The 20163-nt window shown below is 41.7% G+C and carries 19 protein-coding genes; 11 read left to right on the top strand and 8 right to left on the bottom strand.

Annotated elements, in window-relative coordinates; all coding sequences use genetic code 11:
- Nucleotides 1–21 precede the first annotated feature (21 nt).
- The gene (locus tag ACYTXL_RS20630; protein ID WP_461926348.1) at nucleotides 22–1788 is read right to left on the bottom strand and encodes an MHYT domain-containing protein; all 1767 of its coding nucleotides are present in this window, start codon (nucleotides 1786–1788) and stop codon (nucleotides 22–24) included.
- 366 nt (nucleotides 1789–2154) lie between these two features.
- On the opposite strand from ACYTXL_RS20630, the gene ACYTXL_RS20635 reads away from it, so the two are divergent.
- A complete protein-coding gene (locus ACYTXL_RS20635; protein ID WP_461926349.1) occupies nucleotides 2155–3459 on the top strand; it encodes a peptidoglycan-binding protein in 1305 nt (434 codons plus the stop codon).
- 95 nt (nucleotides 3460–3554) lie between these two features.
- Here the strand turns inward: ACYTXL_RS20635 and sbcC are convergent, their stop codons facing one another.
- Nucleotides 3555–6581 (bottom strand): exonuclease subunit SbcC, encoded by a 3027-nt coding sequence (gene sbcC / locus ACYTXL_RS20640; RefSeq protein WP_461926350.1) that lies wholly within the window; start codon nucleotides 6579–6581, stop codon nucleotides 3555–3557.
- A 442-nt stretch (nucleotides 6582–7023) separates the two neighbouring features.
- Here sbcC and ACYTXL_RS20645 point away from each other — a divergent pair, with 442 nt between their 5' ends.
- The 6 genes from ACYTXL_RS20645 (at nucleotide 7024) to ACYTXL_RS20670 (ending at nucleotide 10051) form a co-directional block, all read left to right on the top strand.
- Nucleotides 7024–7179, top strand: a complete 156-nt coding sequence (locus tag ACYTXL_RS20645; RefSeq protein ID WP_461926351.1) for a hypothetical protein — start codon at nucleotides 7024–7026, stop codon at nucleotides 7177–7179.
- Between the two features lie 261 nt (nucleotides 7180–7440).
- On the top strand, nucleotides 7441–7578 hold the full coding sequence (locus ACYTXL_RS20650; protein ID WP_461926352.1) for a DUF433 domain-containing protein: 138 nt from the start codon (nucleotides 7441–7443) through the stop codon (nucleotides 7576–7578).
- Nucleotides 7562–7720, top strand: a complete 159-nt coding sequence (locus ACYTXL_RS20655) for a hypothetical protein (RefSeq protein ID WP_461926353.1) — start codon at nucleotides 7562–7564, stop codon at nucleotides 7718–7720. Before ACYTXL_RS20650 ends, ACYTXL_RS20655 begins: the two co-directional genes overlap by 17 nt.
- Before the next feature lie 157 nt (nucleotides 7721–7877).
- Nucleotides 7878–8564: a magnesium protoporphyrin IX methyltransferase gene (bchM, locus tag ACYTXL_RS20660; RefSeq protein WP_461926354.1), complete on the top strand. Its 687-nt coding sequence runs from the start codon at nucleotides 7878–7880 to the stop codon at nucleotides 8562–8564.
- A 496-nt stretch (nucleotides 8565–9060) separates the two neighbouring features.
- Nucleotides 9061–9540, top strand: a complete 480-nt coding sequence (locus ACYTXL_RS20665; protein ID WP_461926355.1) for a hypothetical protein — start codon at nucleotides 9061–9063, stop codon at nucleotides 9538–9540.
- A 130-nt stretch (nucleotides 9541–9670) separates the two neighbouring features.
- Nucleotides 9671–10051, top strand: a complete 381-nt coding sequence (locus tag ACYTXL_RS20670) for a DUF423 domain-containing protein (protein ID WP_461926356.1) — start codon at nucleotides 9671–9673, stop codon at nucleotides 10049–10051.
- 489 nt (nucleotides 10052–10540) lie between these two features.
- Here the strand turns inward: ACYTXL_RS20670 and ACYTXL_RS20675 are convergent, their stop codons facing one another.
- A complete protein-coding gene (locus ACYTXL_RS20675) occupies nucleotides 10541–10714 on the bottom strand; it encodes a hypothetical protein (protein WP_461926357.1) in 174 nt (57 codons plus the stop codon).
- Nucleotide 10715: 1 nt separating this feature from the next.
- Here ACYTXL_RS20675 and egtC point away from each other — a divergent pair, with 1 nt between their 5' ends.
- Together egtC and egtD are read left to right on the top strand one after the other, a co-directional pair.
- Complete coding sequence (egtC, locus tag ACYTXL_RS20680) at nucleotides 10716–11504, top strand: ergothioneine biosynthesis protein EgtC (RefSeq protein ID WP_461926358.1); 789 nt, start codon at nucleotides 10716–10718, stop codon at nucleotides 11502–11504.
- Nucleotides 11505–11697: 193 nt separating this feature from the next.
- Nucleotides 11698–12732, top strand: a complete 1035-nt coding sequence (gene egtD / locus ACYTXL_RS20685; protein ID WP_461926383.1) for an L-histidine N(alpha)-methyltransferase — start codon at nucleotides 11698–11700, stop codon at nucleotides 12730–12732.
- A 537-nt stretch (nucleotides 12733–13269) separates the two neighbouring features.
- Here the strand turns inward: egtD and ACYTXL_RS20690 are convergent.
- Nucleotides 13270–13500 carry a hypothetical protein gene (locus tag ACYTXL_RS20690; RefSeq protein ID WP_461926359.1) on the bottom strand — a complete coding sequence of 77 codons (231 nt, stop codon included), beginning with the start codon at nucleotides 13498–13500 and terminating at the stop codon, nucleotides 13270–13272.
- A gap of 174 nt (nucleotides 13501–13674) precedes the next feature.
- Here ACYTXL_RS20690 and ACYTXL_RS20695 point away from each other — a divergent pair, with 174 nt between their 5' ends.
- Nucleotides 13675–14280, top strand: a complete 606-nt coding sequence (locus ACYTXL_RS20695; RefSeq protein WP_461926360.1) for a sporulation/spore germination protein — start codon at nucleotides 13675–13677, stop codon at nucleotides 14278–14280.
- A 664-nt stretch (nucleotides 14281–14944) separates the two neighbouring features.
- The gene (locus ACYTXL_RS20700; protein WP_461926361.1) at nucleotides 14945–15163 is read left to right on the top strand and encodes a hypothetical protein; all 219 of its coding nucleotides are present in this window, start codon (nucleotides 14945–14947) and stop codon (nucleotides 15161–15163) included.
- Nucleotides 15164–15962: 799 nt separating this feature from the next.
- Here ACYTXL_RS20700 and ftsH3 read toward each other — a convergent pair.
- The 4 genes from ftsH3 to ACYTXL_RS20720 all read right to left on the bottom strand — a co-directional run bounded on the left by ftsH3 (nucleotide 15963) and on the right by ACYTXL_RS20720 (nucleotide 20097).
- On the bottom strand, nucleotides 15963–17804 hold the full coding sequence (gene ftsH3, locus ACYTXL_RS20705; RefSeq protein WP_461926362.1) for an ATP-dependent zinc metalloprotease FtsH3: 1842 nt from the start codon (nucleotides 17802–17804) through the stop codon (nucleotides 15963–15965).
- Between the two features lie 111 nt (nucleotides 17805–17915).
- On the bottom strand, nucleotides 17916–18716 hold the full coding sequence (locus tag ACYTXL_RS20710; protein WP_461926363.1) for an aminotransferase class IV: 801 nt from the start codon (nucleotides 18714–18716) through the stop codon (nucleotides 17916–17918).
- 11 nt (nucleotides 18717–18727) lie between these two features.
- On the bottom strand, nucleotides 18728–19147 hold the full coding sequence (locus ACYTXL_RS20715; protein WP_461926364.1) for a GNAT family N-acetyltransferase: 420 nt from the start codon (nucleotides 19145–19147) through the stop codon (nucleotides 18728–18730).
- Between the two features lie 164 nt (nucleotides 19148–19311).
- Complete coding sequence (locus ACYTXL_RS20720; RefSeq protein ID WP_461926365.1) at nucleotides 19312–20097, bottom strand: hypothetical protein; 786 nt, start codon at nucleotides 20095–20097, stop codon at nucleotides 19312–19314.
- Between the last annotated feature and the right edge of the window lie 66 nt (nucleotides 20098–20163).

Raw genomic sequence — 20163 nt, forward strand, 5'->3', positions numbered from 1 at the left:
TAGACCAAAAATCAGATGTGTCTATTGAATAACTTCATCTGGAGCTACTTGAGATTTATTTCCCACAAAACCGGAAGTATGTATCAATATATCAATTGGAAGGTCAATTTGAAAATTAGTTCCTTGTTCCTTGGCCGAAATACAGTTGAGCTTACCACCATGTGTTTTAACGACAATCTGATAGCTAATTGATAACCCCAATCCAGTTCCTTGTCCAACTGGTTTGGTTGTGAAAAAGGGATCATATATTTTATTTTGGACATCTTCACTAATGCCAGAACCATTATCAAAAATCTGAATGTTGATCCAACCGACTTGATGAACAGTTGTTGTAATCTGAATTAAAGGTGTAAAACTGGACTGTAATGTGATGTTAGTCAGCTTTTCTTCTAACACATCAATGGCATTTGTAAGGATGTTGAAAAATACTTGATTCAACTGTCCTGGATAACAATTGATTAGGGGTAAATTACCATATTCTTTAATTACAATAATTTCTGGTCGATTGTTTGGCGCATAACTAAGACGGTTCTGAAGAATCAGCAGTGCCGAATTCAGCCCTTCGTGGATGTCCACAGCCTTCAATTCTGCCTCGTCTAGACGAGAAAAGTTACGCAGGGATTCCACAATATATTTAATTCGTATGGCTCCAGCTTGCATTGAGTTGAGTAGTTTAGGTAAATCTTCTCGCAAAAATGGTAGATCAATAGACTCTAGTTGAGCTTGAACCGCAAGCACTGGAGTTGGATAATGTTGCTCATAGGTATTGATTAATTCTAAAAGTTGTCGCAGATAAATTTCCGTATGAAACAGGTTTCCACGAATGAAGTTAGCAGGATTGTTAATCTCATGAGCAACTCCCGCTACCATTTGTCCCAAAGACGACATTTTTTCTGTTTGAATAAATTGCATTTGAGCTTTCTGAAGTGCCAACATAGCTATCTCTAATTCTTTAGACCGAGATTCAGCTAGAGCAGCTAGCACTTCTTGGTTTTGTAAGGCTTGTTTGAGACATTCTTCCTTTTCTTTAAGATCAGCTGTTTTGACTAGTTGAACACTCAATTGTTCGTTGAAAAAAGATGTGAGCAGCGTCCATCCTAGAAGGAGTAATGTAAATAAGCCAATAATTGCAGCTATCCAATAGGTTGTAGCGGTATCAACTGCCGAAAACTCCACCGATTTGATGACTGAAAAATGGGTAGCCATCATCCCTATGTAGTGCATTGACGGAATGGCTGCACCCATGAGAATTGCAGCGCAAATCCTCAAAAAGCTTCCTGTTAGTGTACTATTAGCTCTGAGGTTAAACCCCACCCACAGGGCAACCAGTGAGATGAGAATGGCGATCGCAATGGAAAGTGCAACCACACTCAAGTCATAGGAGATTTTGGCTGGTAAACGAATAGCAGCCATACCCATGTAGTGCATTGCACTAATCCCTATGCCCATGATCAGGCTACCACTTAACAACCGCAAAATCCCAAATTCTGGCTGGCTAACTAGGTACAGGGCTAATCCAGAGGCGAAAATTGCAGGTAGCACCGAAATCAAAACTGTTAACCAGTCATAGTCAATTGGAATCCGCAGACTGAACGCCAACATAGCAATAAAATGCATTGCCCAAATGCCGATTCCCATAGCGATCGCTCCCCCTAGCAGCCACCGCCACCGTGACTGCGATTTAGCGTCTGTGACTCTTCTTGCTAGATCGAGTGTGGTGTAAGCCGTAAGTATGGCGATCACAATGGAAAATAAGACTAAGCGAATATCGTAGATACCGTGGAGCATGAGCTTGAATATTATCCACAATTCAATAGAAGACTAGATTCACTATTTGTCTACGTTGCTCATGCTCAAAACCCAAATGGGTATAGCAAAAATTTTGTCAGGCAAATAGAAAACAAGCCTCCAAAGCTTTACATTGGTTATTATTCCCCCTACAGAAGCTTGTGTTTCATATCAGCTGGGAAAATTTCTTGTAAAGAGTCATACAAAAATAAATATAATACAGAGCAAATGGTATAGTCTCATATAGCCATAACTTGAAAAAAGCAAGTGAAAACAGGGGTAGATAGCTATTTAACTGAGCTCGCCTCAGTCTACGAGGCATCCGAAAGCGTCAAGGTTGTTCCTAGCGTAGCTAATTTCAAATTTTTGAATAGGAAAAAGTTATCTAGCCGTGTGCCGATGGGTCTTTTGTCTGTGGCACTGACTATGGGGCTTCTAAGTATAACTGGGCAGGCTTTAGGACTTCAGAAAATAGGAAGTAGTGGGGGTGAAGTTGCCACTAGCCAGAGGTGTTTAAAAAAGTTAGGCTACTTTAACGGCCCAGTGAGTGGTAAATTTGCTAGCTTGACTCAAAATGCTGTGAGCAAATTCCAGCAAGCCAATAGAATACCTGCTGATGGAGTTGTGGGTATTAGTACTCAACGAGCCTTGCAACGAGCCTGTCAAGGTAGAACTTCTAGTATAAATACCACTGGTAGATTGCGACCGCCAAGTGGTCAATATCCTGTTCTCTCTCAAGGTAAAACTGGTGCAGCCGTGACAAGGTTACAGCAGCGTCTCCGGCAGTTAGGCTACTTGAATGCTAATCCCACTGGGAATTTTGGCCCAATGACTAGAGATGCTGTCATCCAATTCCAGCGAAATTATCGCATATCTGCTAACGGGATTGTGAATCGACAAAGTTGGAACCAACTACTGGGTTACTCGCCAACTCCAGGCAGAAGAAGTCTGTCTACTCAACAAGTGAGAGAACTACAAGTGCGTTTGCGGCAACTAAGTTATTTTAAGACTAATCCCACTGGGAAAATTGGCCCAAAGACTAGAGAAGCTGTAATTGCATTCCAGCGAAATTATCACTTACCTGTTGATGGCATCGCCAATGCCCAAGTTTTGGAGTCAGTGCGTAGTGCCTCCACGGTTGGATATACTACTCAGCAACCAGGCAGAAATTATCTGACTGTAGGCGATCGCGGAGAAAATGTCAGATTAGTTCAAGAGCGTTTATCGCAGTTGGGCTTCTCTAATACCAATCCTGATGGCTTTTTCAACGATTATACCAGACAATCTGTGATTGCATTCCAGCAATCTTCTCGACTTAATTCTACTGGAAATGTAGATTGGCAAACTTGGCAAGCTTTAGGGTTGAATAGAACGGCGGTAAGCAATTCTACTGAGACTAATGGTTATCTATTACCTCCTAGTAATGACTATGTAGTACCTATTACGAATGGCAACACATTAGTTGCTAATAATCCTTACAGAGTAATAGTACCAATTTCGAGTAATGATACTCTGAGTAAAGTGCAACAGTATCTACCTAATGCTGTCACAGAGCAATCCGGTCTAGGGGATTATGTGAATGCTGGGGCATTTAGCGATCGCACCCAAGCAGAAATGCTATCAAAAAAGCTCCGCTCATTAGGTCTTGATGCACGGGTAAAATACAATTAACTAATTCGTAATTTGTAATGACGCTCTTTACGAGATGCTAAAAGCGTAGCTTGCTTCTCTGTAAGAGTACGCGGACTCGCTAACGTAATTCGTAATTAAATTGACAAACTCAATTGCGAACCTTCCTGAGTTTTATTCACTTCAATCCTGGCTTGGAAAGCTTCTTTGAGGTGGGGCATATGGGTTACAGTGAGGATGCAGGCGAAATCGGAAGCGATCGCATTAATCGCGGCAATCAAGCGATCGCATCCTTCAGCATCCTGTGTACCAAAACCTTCATCCACAATCAACAATTGCAACGCCGCCCCCGCCCGTTGCGCTAATAATTTAGCTAGGGCTAAACGGATGGCAAAGTTAATTCTAAAGGCTTCCCCACCTGAGTAAGTTTCATAAGATCGTGTTCCTCTTGAATCGGCGATTAAAATATCCAAAGTGTCTATCAGCTTGGCATTTTTCTTGGTTGATTTCGCACTGCGTCCAGCTTTTTGAGTAATAAATTGTACATGAAACTGATTCCCACTCAGCCGCGAAAGTAGTTGATTAGTCTCGGCTTCCAGTTGCGGTAACACATTCTCAATCATCAGTGCTTGGATACCATTTTTACCAAAAGCTTGCGCTAATTCCTGATAAACACGATATTCCTGCTTGCAAGATTGTAGTTGCTGCTGCTGTTGTTCGTACTGAATTTGCAGCGTTTCCAGTTGATGCGCCAGCTGTTCTAAACGCCCCAACTTAGCTATCTGCTCATCAAGTTGCCGTCTACGTATTCCTAACTGCTGCTCTAGAGCTTGAATTTGGGCAGATGGGTTAGATGTAGCTTGTAGTTGCTGGATAATGCTTTCGATTTGTCCGCCGAGTTTTTGCCGCTCCGTTAATCTGGCGTTTCTAGACTCCTCTAACTCTTGCAATCTCGTCTGGAGTTGGGGATATTGCTGCTGGGCTGACAGTAGTTGTTGATACCGCAAATGCCAAGATTGAGCTTTCTTGACAGCTATACGGAGGTTGTTATGCTGCTCAGAACTGTAGCCAATTTCGGTAATGTGACGCTCAAGAGCCGCGATTTGTTTAGCACATTCCGAATCAGTCTGATCCTGCTGGATTCTGGTTTGTAATTGAGCAATAGCGGCTTGAAGTTCTGGTTTTCGGGCTAATAGTTGCGCTTGTCGCTTAGTTGCATCTTTAATTTGCCCTTGTTTAATTTCTGCCCATCGCCACCGCTCAACTTCGCTCCGGGCGAGGGCGTGGTCTTGTTCATTATAATTAGCTTGTTGCAGATATTGGTCTAGTTGCCGGAGTTCGGCTTGTTTATCGGGAGCATAATCACCAGCTTGGAGCGATCGCTCTAAATGTTGTTTTTCGGCAGCAATTTGTTGTAACTGTTGTTGGACATCAGTTGTAGCTTCTAACTGTGCTGCCAACTGTCCCCGTTGTTCACGTAAACCATCATAACTCGCCAACTGTTGGGAAATTTCCCGATATTCCTGCCTAAGTACCTGAATTTCTCTGTCAGACACAGCCATTTGTTCCCGCACTACCCAAAACTGCCCTTGAGTATCTTCTAACTCCGCCTGGGTTTTTTCCACGACTCGACTCCAGTGATGTTCATCTAAAGGGCGTTCACATAATGGACAAAGAGCATTGGGATTTTGGAGCATTTGCAATTTTTGCTCTAATTCTCCCAGTAGTTTTTCATAATCCCGTTGGTGAGCTTGCAGACGTTCGATAAAGTGCCGCCTTTCTTGCCCTTTTTCTTGCACTCGTTGCAGATAAACCCGCTTTTTCTCCAGTTCCTCAATCTGGATTCCCACATCCATCACCGCTTGTTGTAGTTGCGGTTGTCGTCGCTGCTGGCCTTGCAATTGGTTCTCAGTACTTTGGAGTTGTTCGAGTCGCGCTACTAAACCAGCATGAGTGCGATCGAGTTGGCTTTGTAAAGTTGCTCGTTGTTGCAACAAGGGAGTAACTTGCATTTGCAGTTGATCTAAGCGAGCAACATGGTGACGTGCTGCGCCCAGTTGTGCCAAAGCCGCTTCGACTTCACCGGATTTAGTCAGAGTTTGCTGAATGTCTCGCTCTTGTTGCTGCAAAGCTTCGATTTGGGCTTGGGCTTGTTGCAGTTGCCGTTCGATTTCGTGAATTTGTTTGGTAAGCTGTTGTTGCTTTTGTTGACGAGTCTGTTGGGCGCGGGTGTATTCTTCAAATTTGACAGCAAAAGCTTCTTCTTGAGATTGTAGACTTTGATATTGGGCGTATCCAGCTTTAATCTCAGCTTCATGGTGTAATATTTTTTCTAAATCTGATCGCTGAGAGCCAATAGCTGATTGTTCTTGTTGGAGGCGATCGCAATCTTGGGTAAGATTTTGGTATTGCTGTTTCACAAAGTTGAGTTGTTGTTCCCAATTTTGGCGCTGGTGCTGGACAACTTGCAAACTTTGTAATTGAATGTTATCAAAAGCTTGCACCTGTTGCAGTTGGTTGAGTTCGGCTTCTAACTCCACTCTGTGCGCTTGGGTGGTCTCGCGTTGTTGCAGCTGAATTTTTATCGACTCCAAAGAACGCTCTAGCTCTATTGTCTGTGCTTTGAACTGACGAGAAGATTCCTTTGCTCGTTCTTCCAAATCATCGTACTGATTCAGTTTCAACAACTCCGCTAAAATTTCTTTGCGTTCGGCGGGGCGTTTGAGCATGAACTCATCTGCACGACCTTGACGTAAGTAGGCAGAATTAATAAATGTATCATAATCGAGCTTGATGTGTTCTAGAATTAAATCCTGTGTCGCTCTTACCCCTTTGCCAGTGAGTGAGCGAAACCCAGATGGTATTTCTATTTGAAATTCCAGGACGCTAGTACCTGCCCGAATTCGGGTACGAATCACCCGATATTTTTGCTGATTACTTTGGAAAGTAAAATCAACTCGAACTTCTTTGGCACCAGAATAGATGACATCATCTTCAGCAGTGGCGCGACTTTCACCCCAAATCGCCCAAGTGATTGCTTCCAGAAGGGAAGATTTACCCGCACCATTGGAACCACAAATACAAGCCGTATGCAAACCACGAAAATCTAAAGTTGCATCACGGTAACTAAGAAAGTTTTTCAGAACAAGTTGTACTGGGATCATTAAGACTATAGCGCCACATCTACTTTTAATAATTAAGAGTACAGATGCACTATTTGTTAGTTTAGCTATCTAGTTATCAGATTTATAGTTTTGAAGACATCAACTTTACAAAAATTAACAATATCATGAGTAAATTTTTCTTGTTGCATGAATAATTTTTGCTGTCTTCGCAGAAAAATGAAACTTCCGTGGCGACTTCCCTTTATTTCCTCCTGTTGACTGAGAGGAAAACATTCATAGAAGAATTGCTTGAAGGGTTGGGGGAGATTATTTCTGCTTGAATTACCCAAGGTTCTCTACTTTATAGAAGGAGGCTAGCGGGAATTATCTTAGCTGATTGCTTTTTGTGGATAATTCTAAAAAATCAAAACCCGCCACCGTGAGTTTCGTTTGTATGCTTCCACTACTGCTAGTGGCCAAGATAGAATTTGGGATTGACTAATTGCGTAGGCGTAGCCCGCACTTCGGCAAGCTCAGCGACCATCGTAGACATCGCTTGACCTTGACCGAGGTATCAACAATCCAATATATGTACCGACAGCAAATAGAAGATACTTTGCTATTAGCGATCGCAGAGATTAAAAAGCGCCAGCAGTAATCTTAAATACCCGTATAGCAGATCGTTTATCTTTCAGTCGCGCAGGTAAATCATTTTGGGGGTGATTTGCGATCCTATGGTTTAACTTAGGTCTGTCATTATAAATCGTCCGTTCTCAAATTTATGCCAGAAAACAAAACAATATAGCTGCGGAGAACTTGGATAAATAAACAACAATTATGACTCAAACAACAACTACTGAATATAAACATATTTTAGTCGATGAAGGCAATGTTCCTTTAATGAAAGAAACATCTATCTATGAAAGTTGTGGAATTAATTACTTCAATTCATGCTTATGGTTGGAGTCCAGAAGAATTACATTTTCAATATTCCCATTTGAGCATGAGCCAGATTTATTCTGCTTTAGCTTATTATTGTTTTGTTTTCCCAAGATGACGATTTTCTGGCTGAAGTCAACCATCGTCAAGACAAACAAATAAAGTTTTCTGGTGTTATTTATGCCCATAAACTCAGAGTTACTGTTGGCGATTGTGTTCGGGATTTAGAAATTATTGCTAAAACAGCCTATGCTGAATAATTAAGCGATCGTGTTCAATAATTACCTTTGTAAGGCTCGTGGAGAACATAAGATGGAAACTAAAAGTGCAAATAAACTAGAAAAATCTAGAAGACCGCTCTTATTGGTTCCTATCAATGATAATTTTAAACATTGGGAACCCCTAAAATCAAAGTTTATGAACGTAGCCGACGAGAAAACGATTGTTCGTGAGTATTTCAATTCCACAGGGTTTGACCGTTGGAAGCGAATCTACGGCGATGGCGAAGTCAACAAAATCCAACTAGACATCCGCAATGGACACCAGCAAACCGTGGATACTGTTCTCGGCTGGCTGAAGGCTGATAACAATTTACCACAGCTATCAATCTGTGATGCTGGATGTGGTGTCGGTAGTCTTAGCATCCCCCTGGCGCTAGATGGTGCCAAAGTCTATGCCGCCGATATTTCTGAAAAAATGGTGGAAGAAGGGAAGGATAGAGCCAAGCAAACCTTGCCAAATGCCGAAAATCCCACTTTTGCCGTGCAGGATTTGGAATCCTTGAGTGGTAGTTACCATACGGTTATTTGCTTGGATGTTCTCATCCACTACCCCCAAGAAAAAGCCGATGAGATGATTTCTCACCTCTGTTCTTTGGCACAGTCGCGGATAATTCTTAGTTTTGCGCCGAAGACCTGCGCCCTAAGTATACTCAAGAAAATTGGCAGTTTCTTTCCTGGCCCAAGTAAAGCCACCCGTGCATATTTGCATCGTGAGGCTGATGTCGTGAAAATTTTAGAAAGTAATGGCTTTTCATTGCAACGACAGTCGATGACTCGGACTCGTTTTTATTTTTCCCGCCTACTGGAAGCCACACGTAAGTGAGGTTAAAATCGCAGCAAGATGAATAGTATAGCGATATTTAATTGTGTGGAATAAAGACCGTTCGTAGGGGCGCACAGCTAGCTGTGCGCCCCTACCGTGTGTTGGATGCAAACGAGAACTTCCGATTTTCTTAGTTGTACGGTATTTTACGTTTAATTTTTAGTCTTGTATATTTGCAAGATGGTGATATTGATTGATTGTTTCGTCAAATGGGTGTTTCACCCGTCCTTTAATTGTTGGGCACACAAAATGCTCGTCCCACAATCACTCTAAAATTATGTAACGCCGAATTTTTATCGGGAAGTAAGTATATTAAAATATTACATGATTGCTGGGTATGTTGTATGTGCTTAAGAACGCTGCCTCTTCAAGCAAGGTAAGCAAAAAAGTCTGATGTAAAAGCTAAAAAACTCTCGCTGGGAGTAGATTGATATATTGGAACCTTTGCGAAAGTCAGGTTAAAATCGCTAGCAAAGTGTAAATCTAAAGTGGAACTATGAAAACTGCTGAAAAATTGGCTGCCGGTTGGCTACTGACACTCGGATTCATGTTTTTAACGCTATCAGCAACAGCGACATGGGAAAAATTTGCTGTACGTGAGGTATATATACCAGTACAAGATGCGGATACTTTTACCGCACCAAATGCTACTTATGAAGATGATAATAGTGCTGTTGGTGGTCTAATTTTTGGCGTTCCTACCCTAACATTGGGTACATGGTTAGCATTAGGATTGTACCGTCAAAGCCGACAGGAGAAAAAGGCGCTTAATCAACAAGTTAGCGATCGCCTGCAATCAATTTTTTATGAGATGCTACAAGAGAATCAGGGGCGCGTAACTGTTTTAGGCTTTGCAATGCAGTCACAACTACCCGCAGTCAACGCCAGACAATATTTAGATGACAAAGCTAAAGAATTCAATGCAAACTTTAAGGTGAACGAAGAAGGGGCTGTATCATATCATTTTGATGTCTAATTGTCATTTGTCTTTTGTCATTTGTTATTCACTAATGACCAATGCTTCTCTACGAGAGGCTGCGCCAACGACATCGCTCAGTACAAGTGACCAATGACCAATGACGATCTTAAACTTATAGCTAGGTCTAATGACGCAGATTTTTTTAAGCGTAGCTGCCATTTTAGGCGGTTTGTCAGTTGCTGTTGGTGCCTTTGCTACCCATGCCTTGCGGGAACAAATTAGTAAGCGATCGCTAGAAATTTTTGAAACTGGCGCTCGTTACCAAATGTATCATGCTCTAGCACTTTTTTTGGTAGCACTACTAATTAGTCGCACCGAATTTCCTCAACCCCTTCTCGTAGCCAGTGGATGGCTATTTATCATTGGCATTGCTATTTTTTCAGGTAGCTTGTACGCCCTTAGCTTAACCGGTATTAAATCCTTGGGAGCGCTCGCACCACTAGGCGGTGTAGCCTTTCTTGCTGGTTGGGGTGCTTTAGCTTTTGCTGCTTGGAATTTGAAGTTGTAAAAAGTTAGAAGTTAGGAGTTAGGTGAGACGCGATTAATCGCGTCTGTACAGGAGTTAGGAGTTAAAAGTTTTTAACTCCTAACTCAATTTTTTAGAGGCTCAGTTCTCTCCTTTTTCAGGAGGGAAAGGGTAGATGAAATATAAAAAGTAATATTTAAGCAACAAGAATATTTGACAACAAATAGGGTCGTCAAATTCATAAAAATTATTTCCGTAATCTTACAAAAGCCATGAATACAAAAAAGCAATAGACTTCACAAGTATATTACGAAATAACAGCTAAAAAAATTTAAATTTATAATATAATTCAGATAGATTAAACAAGTGTTTGCTATCAGATAATTGATAAACACAAAGGTAAAATAGAAGTAATCTCAGAATTGGAACAAGGGACAGAGTTTACAATCATTTTACCTATTAAAACACAAACCAAATAGTAGCGCTATCTATAGGGAACGCAGAATTTAACATTACCAAACTCCTGTTTTTTCAAAATTCATAGCTCCTCATTCTCAGTCGTACCAACAAATTATGCAAAGCCGCATTCGTGGAAGGTGCTTCAGGTAATGAGCTAGATTCATACGCCTCCTGCAACTTATTACGCAGACGTTCATATTCTCTTTGATGAAAAATAATTGTGTTAATAGAAGGTGGAATATTCATAATGTGCCGTTTACTTGCTTACCTGGGTTCGCCTGTTTCTTTAGAACATCTTCTGTATAAACCAGAACACTCACTGATAGTCCAGAGTTATCAACCCCGCGAAATGACCTCTGGGGTAGTAAATGCAGATGGCTTTGGTGTGGGTTGGTATCATAGTCAAAAAGATATTGAACCTTTTATCTACAAAAATACCCTACCTATTTGGAATGATATAAACCTACCCAGTCTCAGCCGTTACGTTGAATCAAAGTGTATACTTGCTTATGTCCGCAGTGCTATAGCAGGCCAATCCTTAGATTTTGCTAATTGTCAGCCCTTTAACCATCAACAACAGCTATTTATTCACAATGGACGAATCGAAAATTTCCGCAAAACATTACTCAGAAAAATCCGCAGCACTTTAAGCCAAGATTTTTACGAAAAAATTAATGGCAATACTGACTCTGAACACATTTTTGCATTGTTACTTTCACAAAGTCAAATTAACAAACATCGACCTCCAGAGTATGCTTTACGCACTACATTATTAACGCTTTTAGAGATGGCAAAACGCTATCAAGTAGAAGCCTCACTCAACGTAATTTTTAGTGACGGACATCGCCTGATAGCTTCTCGTTTTGCTACAAGTTCACCACCTCCATCTCTTTACTGGATACGAGACGATCCGACTTTCCCAAAATCCGTAATTATTGCGTCCGAACCTCTATTTATAGGTAATTGGATTGCTTGCCTAGAAAATAGCATCATTACTGTGGGAGCAGACTGTGAGATCCAAATTGATAAAATCTAGTGTGAAAGAGGCTAGTAATAGTACTTAAGCGCTTACTTGCTGTCATTTGAATGGGGAAATGCCTACAAATAGCACTAAAGCTTGAGCAATATTGCTCAGGCCTGATTTTATTAGCTATGAGTATGTGTTTCACTTATTGGTGTAAATGTCTGCCATCAAAGGTAGCCTATTACGCCAAGCAAACGGAGGTTTCATGTCGATATCTAAAGCTGTTACCAGCAAGATTACTTACCCAGATAATATTGGAGAACGCTTGCAAATAGAGCGTTTGGTAGGAGCAACTCAAATAGTTGCACCTAGTACTGGGAATGATGTGGTTAAGGGATTAACTCAAACACCTAAATCTCTACCCCCCTGTTACTTTTATGATGACCGTGGTTCTGATTTGTTTGAGCAAATCTGTGATTTACCAGAATATTACCTCACACGCACAGAAACAACGATTTTACAGCTGTTTGCTGGCGAAATTGCCAAGATAACTGGCGCTTGTGAATTGGTAGAACTTGGTAGTGGCAGTTCTAGCAAAACCCGCATTTTACTAGATGCCTACCAGCAGCTAGGCTATCCCTTGCACTACCTACCAATTGATGTATCTGCCGGTATGTTGGAAAGTAGCGCCAAGCAGTTATTAGAAGATTATCCCTTACTGCAAGTTTATGCATTAGCGGCAACCTATGAATTAGCTCTTGCACAACTCCTACCGACGCAATTACCCAGTCGGATGATTTGTTTTATTGGTAGCTCTTTAGGTAATCTTAGAGCTAATGAGTGTGATGTGTTCTTCTCTCAAATTACAGCCGCCTTACAAGTAGGTGAGTATTTCTTGTTAGGGATAGATTTACGAAAGCCGAAACAGATTTTGGAACCAGCTTATAACGACAGCCAAGGAGTGACGGCAGCATTTAACCTCAATATGTTGGAGCATTTAAATCACAGATTTCAGGGTAATTTTGATACCACGCAGTTTGAACACTGGGCGTTTTACAATGAAAGTGAGCATCAAATAGAAATGCATTTACGCAGCGTGCGATCGCAAATTGTAGAATTACGCGCTCTTAACCTCAAGGTTAATTTTGCACTAGGTGAGACTATCCTCACTGAAATTTCTCGCAAATTTGACCTTAATACTATCAAGCAGCAACTCACTGCACAGGGTTTATTACCTCTTCATGTGTGGACAGATCAAAATCAATGGTTTGGTTTATTGCTCTGTCAGCTGCAAGCATAAAGCAAATCAGGGTATGTCTTAATATAGTGGTTCTCTGTTGAGTCCAATATATACACCTAACAAAAACAGCCCCAACCTTTGTAGCGTTGAGGAGTAACACTCAAAGCCTTTCTCCTAAAAGGAGAAAGGCTTTGAGTATATTGCGTACAAAGGAGAACCGCTATAGATGATATGATATTCCTCCCACCCCAAGAAGAGACATTCTAATTGTTCTCTCTTCTGGAGGTAGTATTTTCACCAGTTAACCTTGTATATCATCTGTTAATGCAGATTCCTATTAGCCCAAGCAGGTAAACTAAATGTTTAGCCGCTAATTATTGCTGCATCGAAGGTGTGGGAAAAATTATGCTGGATATAGAAATCCGTGGCTGAGGCTTAGTTGCAGTTATATTGGCACCAAAATTCAAAGCATCCCTAATTCACGTGATCATTAAAGCAGACTTTATAGACATAGGAGTGAAAATTAATTCTGCGTTGCTCGAAATCCTTGGTAGGGACAATTCATGAATTGTCCCTACGTCATTTTCACTCCTATGTCTAATTACTTCTTGTGGGGTGGGCGACACGAGGTCCCGTAGCTAAAAGCGGGCAAAGATGCCCACTCCACAAGATTGGGTAATTTATTTGTTGGAAATCCCTTAAACAAGAAGATGTGCAAGCTTTTTGAGATTGGCGTAGACGCGGAGCGGTGAGGGGGTCGCAGTCTTCTCCCAAGGGGAAATGCCAAGGGCGAACGAGCGTCACACCCGAACCCGTAGGGCTTGTCATCAGACATCGCTCCTTAAACCGCAGATGTTGTAATTTTGGTAGATAGTATAGCCTTTGACTTTAACAGATTTCGGGTTGACACTTTATAGACTGGCTCAATATTTAGAAATTTATGCGGAATTGATACCAGCGACACGGAAGTTGATATCAGCAACATCACTTGTGAACAAAATTATGAATACAACCCAGAGATATTTTTTACCCCTTATTTTTGTGACAATGATTGTCAGCCTCAGCAGTTGTAGTTCTAACCCCACCGCTCGTAATATTGACAGCGGAACGCCATCCTCTACCACAACACCGACCAATAGCGCATCATCTCAGCCTCCCAGCCAAATTCCTAGCGTAGCTCAGTTGAGAGAAAAATCTCCTAATCAAGAATCTTCTAAGAAAAATACGCCTTCCTCATCAACTCCGAAAGCTGTCACTAGCAAAACTACCAGCGTTACACTATACACGAGTGATACTCAATGTCAAAAACTAATTCCAGAAAAGGTTTCAGTACCAGCCGAGCAACCGGTGAGAAATGTAGTGAGTAAAATTTTAGAAAAACGAGATACAAGCGACTTTAGCTTGTCTGGCTATCGTGTCAATATCAAAAATGGCATTGCCACAGTTGATTTGCGAATATCTCCTGAGTCAAAGCGGCAAATGGCTTCTCTTTCTAGTTGTGAACAGTTTGCTCTGTTTGGCAGTCTCCGCAAAACCCTAACGAGTAATGCCCAATGGAATATTAAAGAAGTCCGCTTCACCGAGCGAGGTGAGGACATTGTTCTTTAGGGACTGACAAATAAAAAAACATCCCAAATTTTCTACTGGGATGGGTGTGCCCACTCGTCCCATATTCAGGGCGGGCTTTCCTGCCTACCCTACAAGATGGATAATTTATTTCTTGGAAATCTTTTAGTTAAATATAGTAGCAAGTGCCGTCATCAGCTAGCTAAAAAGATTTCCCAATCTGAACAGGGGAGCATCCCAATGCAAGCAAATTTACTAAGATCGTTTCCTTAGTTGTCATTGCCTTGGCATCAGCCTTCCCGTAGGGTATGAACCAAAGCGGAATGAATCAATCGCAACATCTATACTTTGCGATTTCTTTGCTTCTCCTAAGTCATTTTTGGAAACGCATCTATCCTATGGAGTATTTTGCGATTTATATAAATAAATATTTATATAGTTATTTAAAGATAATGTAATCTCAGCATTCAAGCCCGACGCTGTAACGCTGAGAACTCAACCCCTTGTCGTCTATCAGAGGTGACAGAAGCAAAGGAGGAATGTCAAGATTAGGAGATGTACCTTTAGTGAATGAAGTCAAGTAGCTGAAATATTTATTAATATTATTAATAGGAAGTGTAAATTCAGCGTCAGGATTGATAAAAAATTCTCAATGGCAGGTATTTCGCATCAATCATCAAATTCTTCATCAACGGAACAGAAGATCATGAAAGACCAAGAACCATCAGACTCTAAGGAATTCGTCGGAAATCTCAAGAATGGGATTTGGCTGTTTGGACTGTCATCCTGGGTATTTGGCATTACCGATCGCAGTATTGCTTCATTTGCAGATGGCTATCTATCTGCTTTGGATTTGACGCAACTATTCACAGCAGCTACGTTCTTTATGGCGTGGCTATTTTTGAAACCGACATCTAGAGTTTAAGATCGGCGACTGGTTGAGTATCGAGTCACTCTTGACGCTAATCATGTCAAGATTCGGAAAGTGATCTTCTTGAGAACACTTTTGATCGCTAAGTAGGGGTGCGCCACAGAATGCATAGATTCTTTTGCCTTGATCACAATCAGGGTAATTCGTAAAATCTCCGAATTACCCTGATTTCTAGTTTTCACGGGAGAGAATCAGAATCTATAGTTTCTTTGATTGATTTTGGTGTATCTAGAAAAAATTTCTAATTTTCCGGAATTGATTATGCTCAGGTGGTAGTATCTATCAGACTACCGATTTATACTGAAACTCTATAACTAACCTTTGGGGAATATAACCCCATTTCGGATTAAAAGCCCGGTCATCAAGACCGGGCTTTTGACAAAGGAACTTAAAATAATTCGTAATTCGTAATGACGCTCTCTACGAGACGCTAAAAGCCTAGCTTGCAACTCTTACAGAGTACGCGGACTCGCTTTGCGTGACTCTAACGTAATTCGTAATTAAGTTTTTAGGACTAGTCCTTTCAAGGTGACAAACGAAGATACGTTGTTCCAGTGCTACCACCTTGAATCCGCCGCTCAGATTTGGGGATTTTTGAAGGTCGAAATAACCAATCTTCGTTCCAAATTTCACCACCTTGAAAGAGCTAGTCCTAGTTTTGTAACCGGGACTTAAACCCACCGAATTTGGTTAAAAAAATGGGTAACTCTGGAAAATCCCAGAATTACTCCGAATTTTAAAAGTTAGGAGTTAGAAATTGTTTTTAACTCCTAACTCCTAACTACTGATTAAATTAGGCAAAGGCGGCGGTTGTCACATCGTTATTCGACAGAATTTCTTGCAACTCTTCGGCGTCTACCGTTTCTTTATCAACCAGCATTTGCGCTATCTCATCTAAAATTTGGCGGTTACGCACCAACACTTCTTTAGCGCGTGTGTAGGCTACATCCACAAGTTTGCGGACTTCTTCATCAATGGCGGCGGCAGTTTCTTCAGAGAAATCACGCTCTGACATGATATCCCGTCCAAGGAACATATTACCTTGCTGACGACCAAGGGCGACTGGGCCTAAGCGATCGCTCATCCCAAATCTGGTGATCATCTGACGAGCAACCCGTGCTACCTGTTGTAAGTCGTTAGAAGCACCAGTGGTAACTTCTTCTTCACCAAAGATTAATTCTTCAGCAATCCGACCACCTAAAGCCACAGCCATCTGATTTTCCAGATAAGCGCGGCTGTATAAACCAGTGTCCATCCGGTCTTCGCTGGGGGTAAACCAAGTTAAACCACCTGCGCGACCGCGAGGAATGATGCTAATCTTCTGCACGGGATCGTAGTCTGGCATCAAAGCACCAACCAAGGCGTGACCAGCTTCGTGATATGCTACCAAGGTTTTGCGCTTTTCGCTCATTACCCGGTCTTTCTTCTCTGGACCAGCTAATACGCGATCGATCGCGTCGTTGATTTCATCCATCGAAATTTCAGTCAAATTCCGACGTGCTGCCAAAATTGCGGCTTCATTCAACAGGTTGGATAAATCTGCGCCAGTAAATCCAGGGGTACGACGGGCGATTTTATCCAAGTCCACATCTTTTGCCAAGGTCTTGCCACGGGCATGTACCTTGAGAATTTCGCTGCGTCCGGCATAATCAGGACGGTCTACCACAACTTGACGGTCAAAGCGACCAGGACGCAATAGTGCTGCATCTAGGACATCAGGACGGTTGGTGGCGGCAATAATGATGATGCCTGTGTTGCCTTCAAAGCCGTCCATTTCTGTGAGCAACTGGTTGAGGGTTTGTTCCCGCTCATCGTTACCACCACCTAAACCTGCACCCCGTTGACGACCTACGGCGTCAATTTCATCGATGAAGACGATACAAGGAGCATTGGTCTTAGCTTGTTCAAACAAATCGCGGACGCGGGATGCACCCACACCGACGAACATTTCCACAAATTCCGAACCGGAGATCGAGAAGAAGGGTACACCGGCTTCACCAGCTACAGCACGAGCTAGGAGGGTTTTACCTGTACCAGGAGGGCCAACTAACAGCACACCTTTAGGAATTTTTGCACCAACGGCGGTAAAGCGATCGGCGTTTTTCAGAAAGTCTACGACTTCGTTTAATTCCAACTTGGCTTGGTCAATACCAGCAACATCGCCAAATGTCACCTGAGTTTGTGGTTCCATTTGGACTCTGGCTTTGGATTTGCCAAAGTTCATCGCTTGGCTACCTGGGCCACTTTGAGCGCGACGTAGCAAGAAGAATAAGCCAACCAAAAGCAATACAGGAAAAAATAAGCTGCTCAGTGCCTTAAACCAAAATCCTTCATCGGTTTGGGGCAAAACAGAAATATCAACGCCTTTTGAAGTCAGGGTATTGATCAGGTCTGGATCGGGGACTAAGGTCACAATCCGTTTATTTGGGTCATATTTGGGTGTAACCAGTGCTGTAGAGCGATCTGCACTCAAACTGACTTTTTCTACTCTGCCTTGTTGAACTTCTTGAATAAAGCGACTGTATCGCCATATCTCTCTGCTCTGGGGTTGTTTGTCAAAAAATGCTGTTCCCAGCGCAATGACGACAATAAACAGCAGCGCGTACAGCCCCGCATTTCTCCATTTTTTATTCACTAAGGTCTATCCTCCTGTATTTTTCGCGCCATCGCCTAGCTTCTCTGCTCGGAAAGGTCATTGTTAAGAATTATGTTAACTTATCTTAAGTGTAACAACATGGCGTAGCTATCATGCTAGAAAAAGCTCCCTAATTTGCTGAAAACTAGGATGGTAGGGATTATATTGTAGCGATCCTGTGGGCTGATGAACGGTATGAATCGGAATAATTTCTACCACACTATTAGTGTAGGCGATCGCTTCAAATCTCTGGACTAATTCGACGCTCCAAGTTTCTTCACGCACTGGCTGCTGGTGGTTTTGCAACCAGTTGACAAGTTGCGATCGCAAAATTCCCGGCAAAATTCCTGCCTTCTTTGGCGGCGTCCACCAACTGCCGTTACACCATCCCCAAAGGTTGCCTGTGCTGGTTTCTAGCCAATTTCCTTGGGCATCGACTAATATTGCTTCTTGGGCATCTAAGCTAGTTCTTGCCAACCAAGCACTTAAATAGTTTCCAGTTTTATGAGAGGGGAGAGAGCGATAAAATTCAGGACTAGCAACGGCGCAGACAATACCAGTTTTTTGTTTTTCTGTCAAATTTTGTGGTAATAATCTGCCAGTTATCCACTCCCGTCCATCGGGAAAAAGGGTAATTCTGAGAACGGGGAAATGTGCCAGGAGAATTTGGGCACCTTGACGCAGACGATTCCAATCGGGTTGTTGCCAACCAAAAGATTGGATTGAAAAAAGTAGGCGATCGCAGTGTGAGAGCCAATTGGTTAAACTACTATCTAGCGAGTTGTCATAAACCCGCAACGTTGTAAAAATAGTGGCTCCATAAAGTAACCCCGGATCGTTAATATTTAACTCTAAGGTTTGGGACTTAATTAATTTACCGTCATACCAAAAAATGTGATTTTTCACACTCATTTTGTTTGTCGCTACAACTCTATTGAAAAGTGATGACTTGTAATGCTCATGCGTTGCATCAGATAAAACCTGTGACCTGCAAATCGCTGAACACCAGAATCAAGACTCAGGTGTTCACAGCCATGATTTCTTGCATATTCAATTAGCCACTGAAATAACTGTTGACCATAACTATGTGACCGCTTCAATTCATCAACAACTAAGTCATCAATATATAAAAACTTTCCTGATGCTAAACACGTAGAAATGCGAAATCCAGCCACTGCCACAGCTTGCTCCTCTACTTCCAAGAATGCAAGTTGATATCCTTCTTTCATTTGATATCTAACTTTTTCTACAAACTTAGCCTGCTCAAGGTGAAGGCGCAACTGGGACATAACAGGAAAACACTTTAATATTTGAAAGTCAGATTCTCCTAATTGTATTGACACTAGTATTGCTCCTAAAAATTACGAATTACGTTAGCGGTAGCGAGTCCGCGTACTCTGTAAGAGTTGCAAGCTACGCTTTTAGCGTCTCGTAGAGAGCGTCATTACGAACTTGTACTGAGCGCAGCCGTTGGCGTAGCCTAAGAAGAGAAGTATTACGAATTATTTTAATCTTTTGGGGGAAATACAATTTTGTGATTTCCTTCAGGAGTTGTAATTACTTTTCCTCCCAAAGCTTCGATTGCCCTAATTGCTCGTTTCTGAGTTCTCTCATCAACTTGATAATTTAAAACCATTCCCCAGGTAGAAATTTGAGCATATTTACTATTAGGATTTCGACTCAAAAATTCCGCAGTTTTTTGGGAACTATTAGCGATCAGCTGACTCTCTGCATCTGGGAATTTACTAGCCCAGTTTGCCGCCGTTGTAAAAGACTGTTGGGCAGCTTGAGCATCCCCTAAAAATAATAACTCATCAATTCCTTTATAACGCCACACGTAATAAGACTTTTCGGGAACTGAAGGAGATAGGGATTTTAAGCCTTTCTTTGACAATGCGATCGCGCGTTCTGGCATACCAGCATACAATGAAGTACTGACAGAAAGACTCCGATACGCTGCTAAAAATCGCGGATCGCGTTCTAGAATGACTTCAAAATATTCTGGACTTAAACTATAACCTGTTTTATCCCGAACTTCATCATCTCCGAAATATTGTGAAAAATTCAGATATACCAAATCTGCAATGAAGTTATCATAACCAAAACTCGGCATTTTTTGGAGAAAATTAAGACGGAGCTTTTCAGATTTTATTTCTTTTTCTAGAGTTTCTAAAGATGCAGATTTTTTGCTATTTATTAGTTTTTGCAATTGGGGGAATTGAATCAAGCCAACTCCTAAAATACACACACAAATTGCAAAAGGTGTAGCAATAGCTTGACGCGATAACAACATATTTTTCTTGTTTTCCCAGGTATAACTAACTTCCTGTATACAATATACCTCTCGTAAAATTACTCA

This window comes from Nostoc sp. (assembly GCF_054880495.1).

Bases quoted from the DNA above. Each gene is read 5' to 3' on its own strand.
- ACYTXL_RS20630 (WP_461926348.1), bottom strand. From the start codon at position 1,788: ATGCTCCACGGTATCTACGATATTCGCTTAGTCTTATTTTCCATTGTG.
- sbcC (WP_461926350.1), bottom strand. From the start codon at position 6,581: ATGATCCCAGTACAACTTGTTCTGAAAAACTTTCTTAGTTACCGTGAT.
- ACYTXL_RS20650 (WP_461926352.1), top strand. From the start codon at position 7,441: ATGAAAGTTGTGGAATTAATTACTTCAATTCATGCTTATGGTTGGAGT.
- bchM (WP_461926354.1), top strand. From the start codon at position 7,878: ATGAACGTAGCCGACGAGAAAACGATTGTTCGTGAGTATTTCAATTCC.
- ACYTXL_RS20665 (WP_461926355.1), top strand. From the start codon at position 9,061: ATGAAAACTGCTGAAAAATTGGCTGCCGGTTGGCTACTGACACTCGGA.
- ACYTXL_RS20670 (WP_461926356.1), top strand. From the start codon at position 9,671: ATGACGCAGATTTTTTTAAGCGTAGCTGCCATTTTAGGCGGTTTGTCA.
- ACYTXL_RS20675 (WP_461926357.1), bottom strand. From the start codon at position 10,714: ATGAATATTCCACCTTCTATTAACACAATTATTTTTCATCAAAGAGAA.
- egtC (WP_461926358.1), top strand. From the start codon at position 10,716: ATGTGCCGTTTACTTGCTTACCTGGGTTCGCCTGTTTCTTTAGAACAT.
- egtD (WP_461926383.1), top strand. From the start codon at position 11,698: ATGTCGATATCTAAAGCTGTTACCAGCAAGATTACTTACCCAGATAAT.
- ACYTXL_RS20690 (WP_461926359.1), bottom strand. From the start codon at position 13,500: ATGACAAGCCCTACGGGTTCGGGTGTGACGCTCGTTCGCCCTTGGCAT.
- ACYTXL_RS20695 (WP_461926360.1), top strand. From the start codon at position 13,675: ATGAATACAACCCAGAGATATTTTTTACCCCTTATTTTTGTGACAATG.
- ACYTXL_RS20700 (WP_461926361.1), top strand. From the start codon at position 14,945: ATGAAAGACCAAGAACCATCAGACTCTAAGGAATTCGTCGGAAATCTC.
- ACYTXL_RS20710 (WP_461926363.1), bottom strand. From the start codon at position 18,716: ATGAGTGTGAAAAATCACATTTTTTGGTATGACGGTAAATTAATTAAG.
- ACYTXL_RS20720 (WP_461926365.1), bottom strand. From the start codon at position 20,097: ATGTTGTTATCGCGTCAAGCTATTGCTACACCTTTTGCAATTTGTGTG.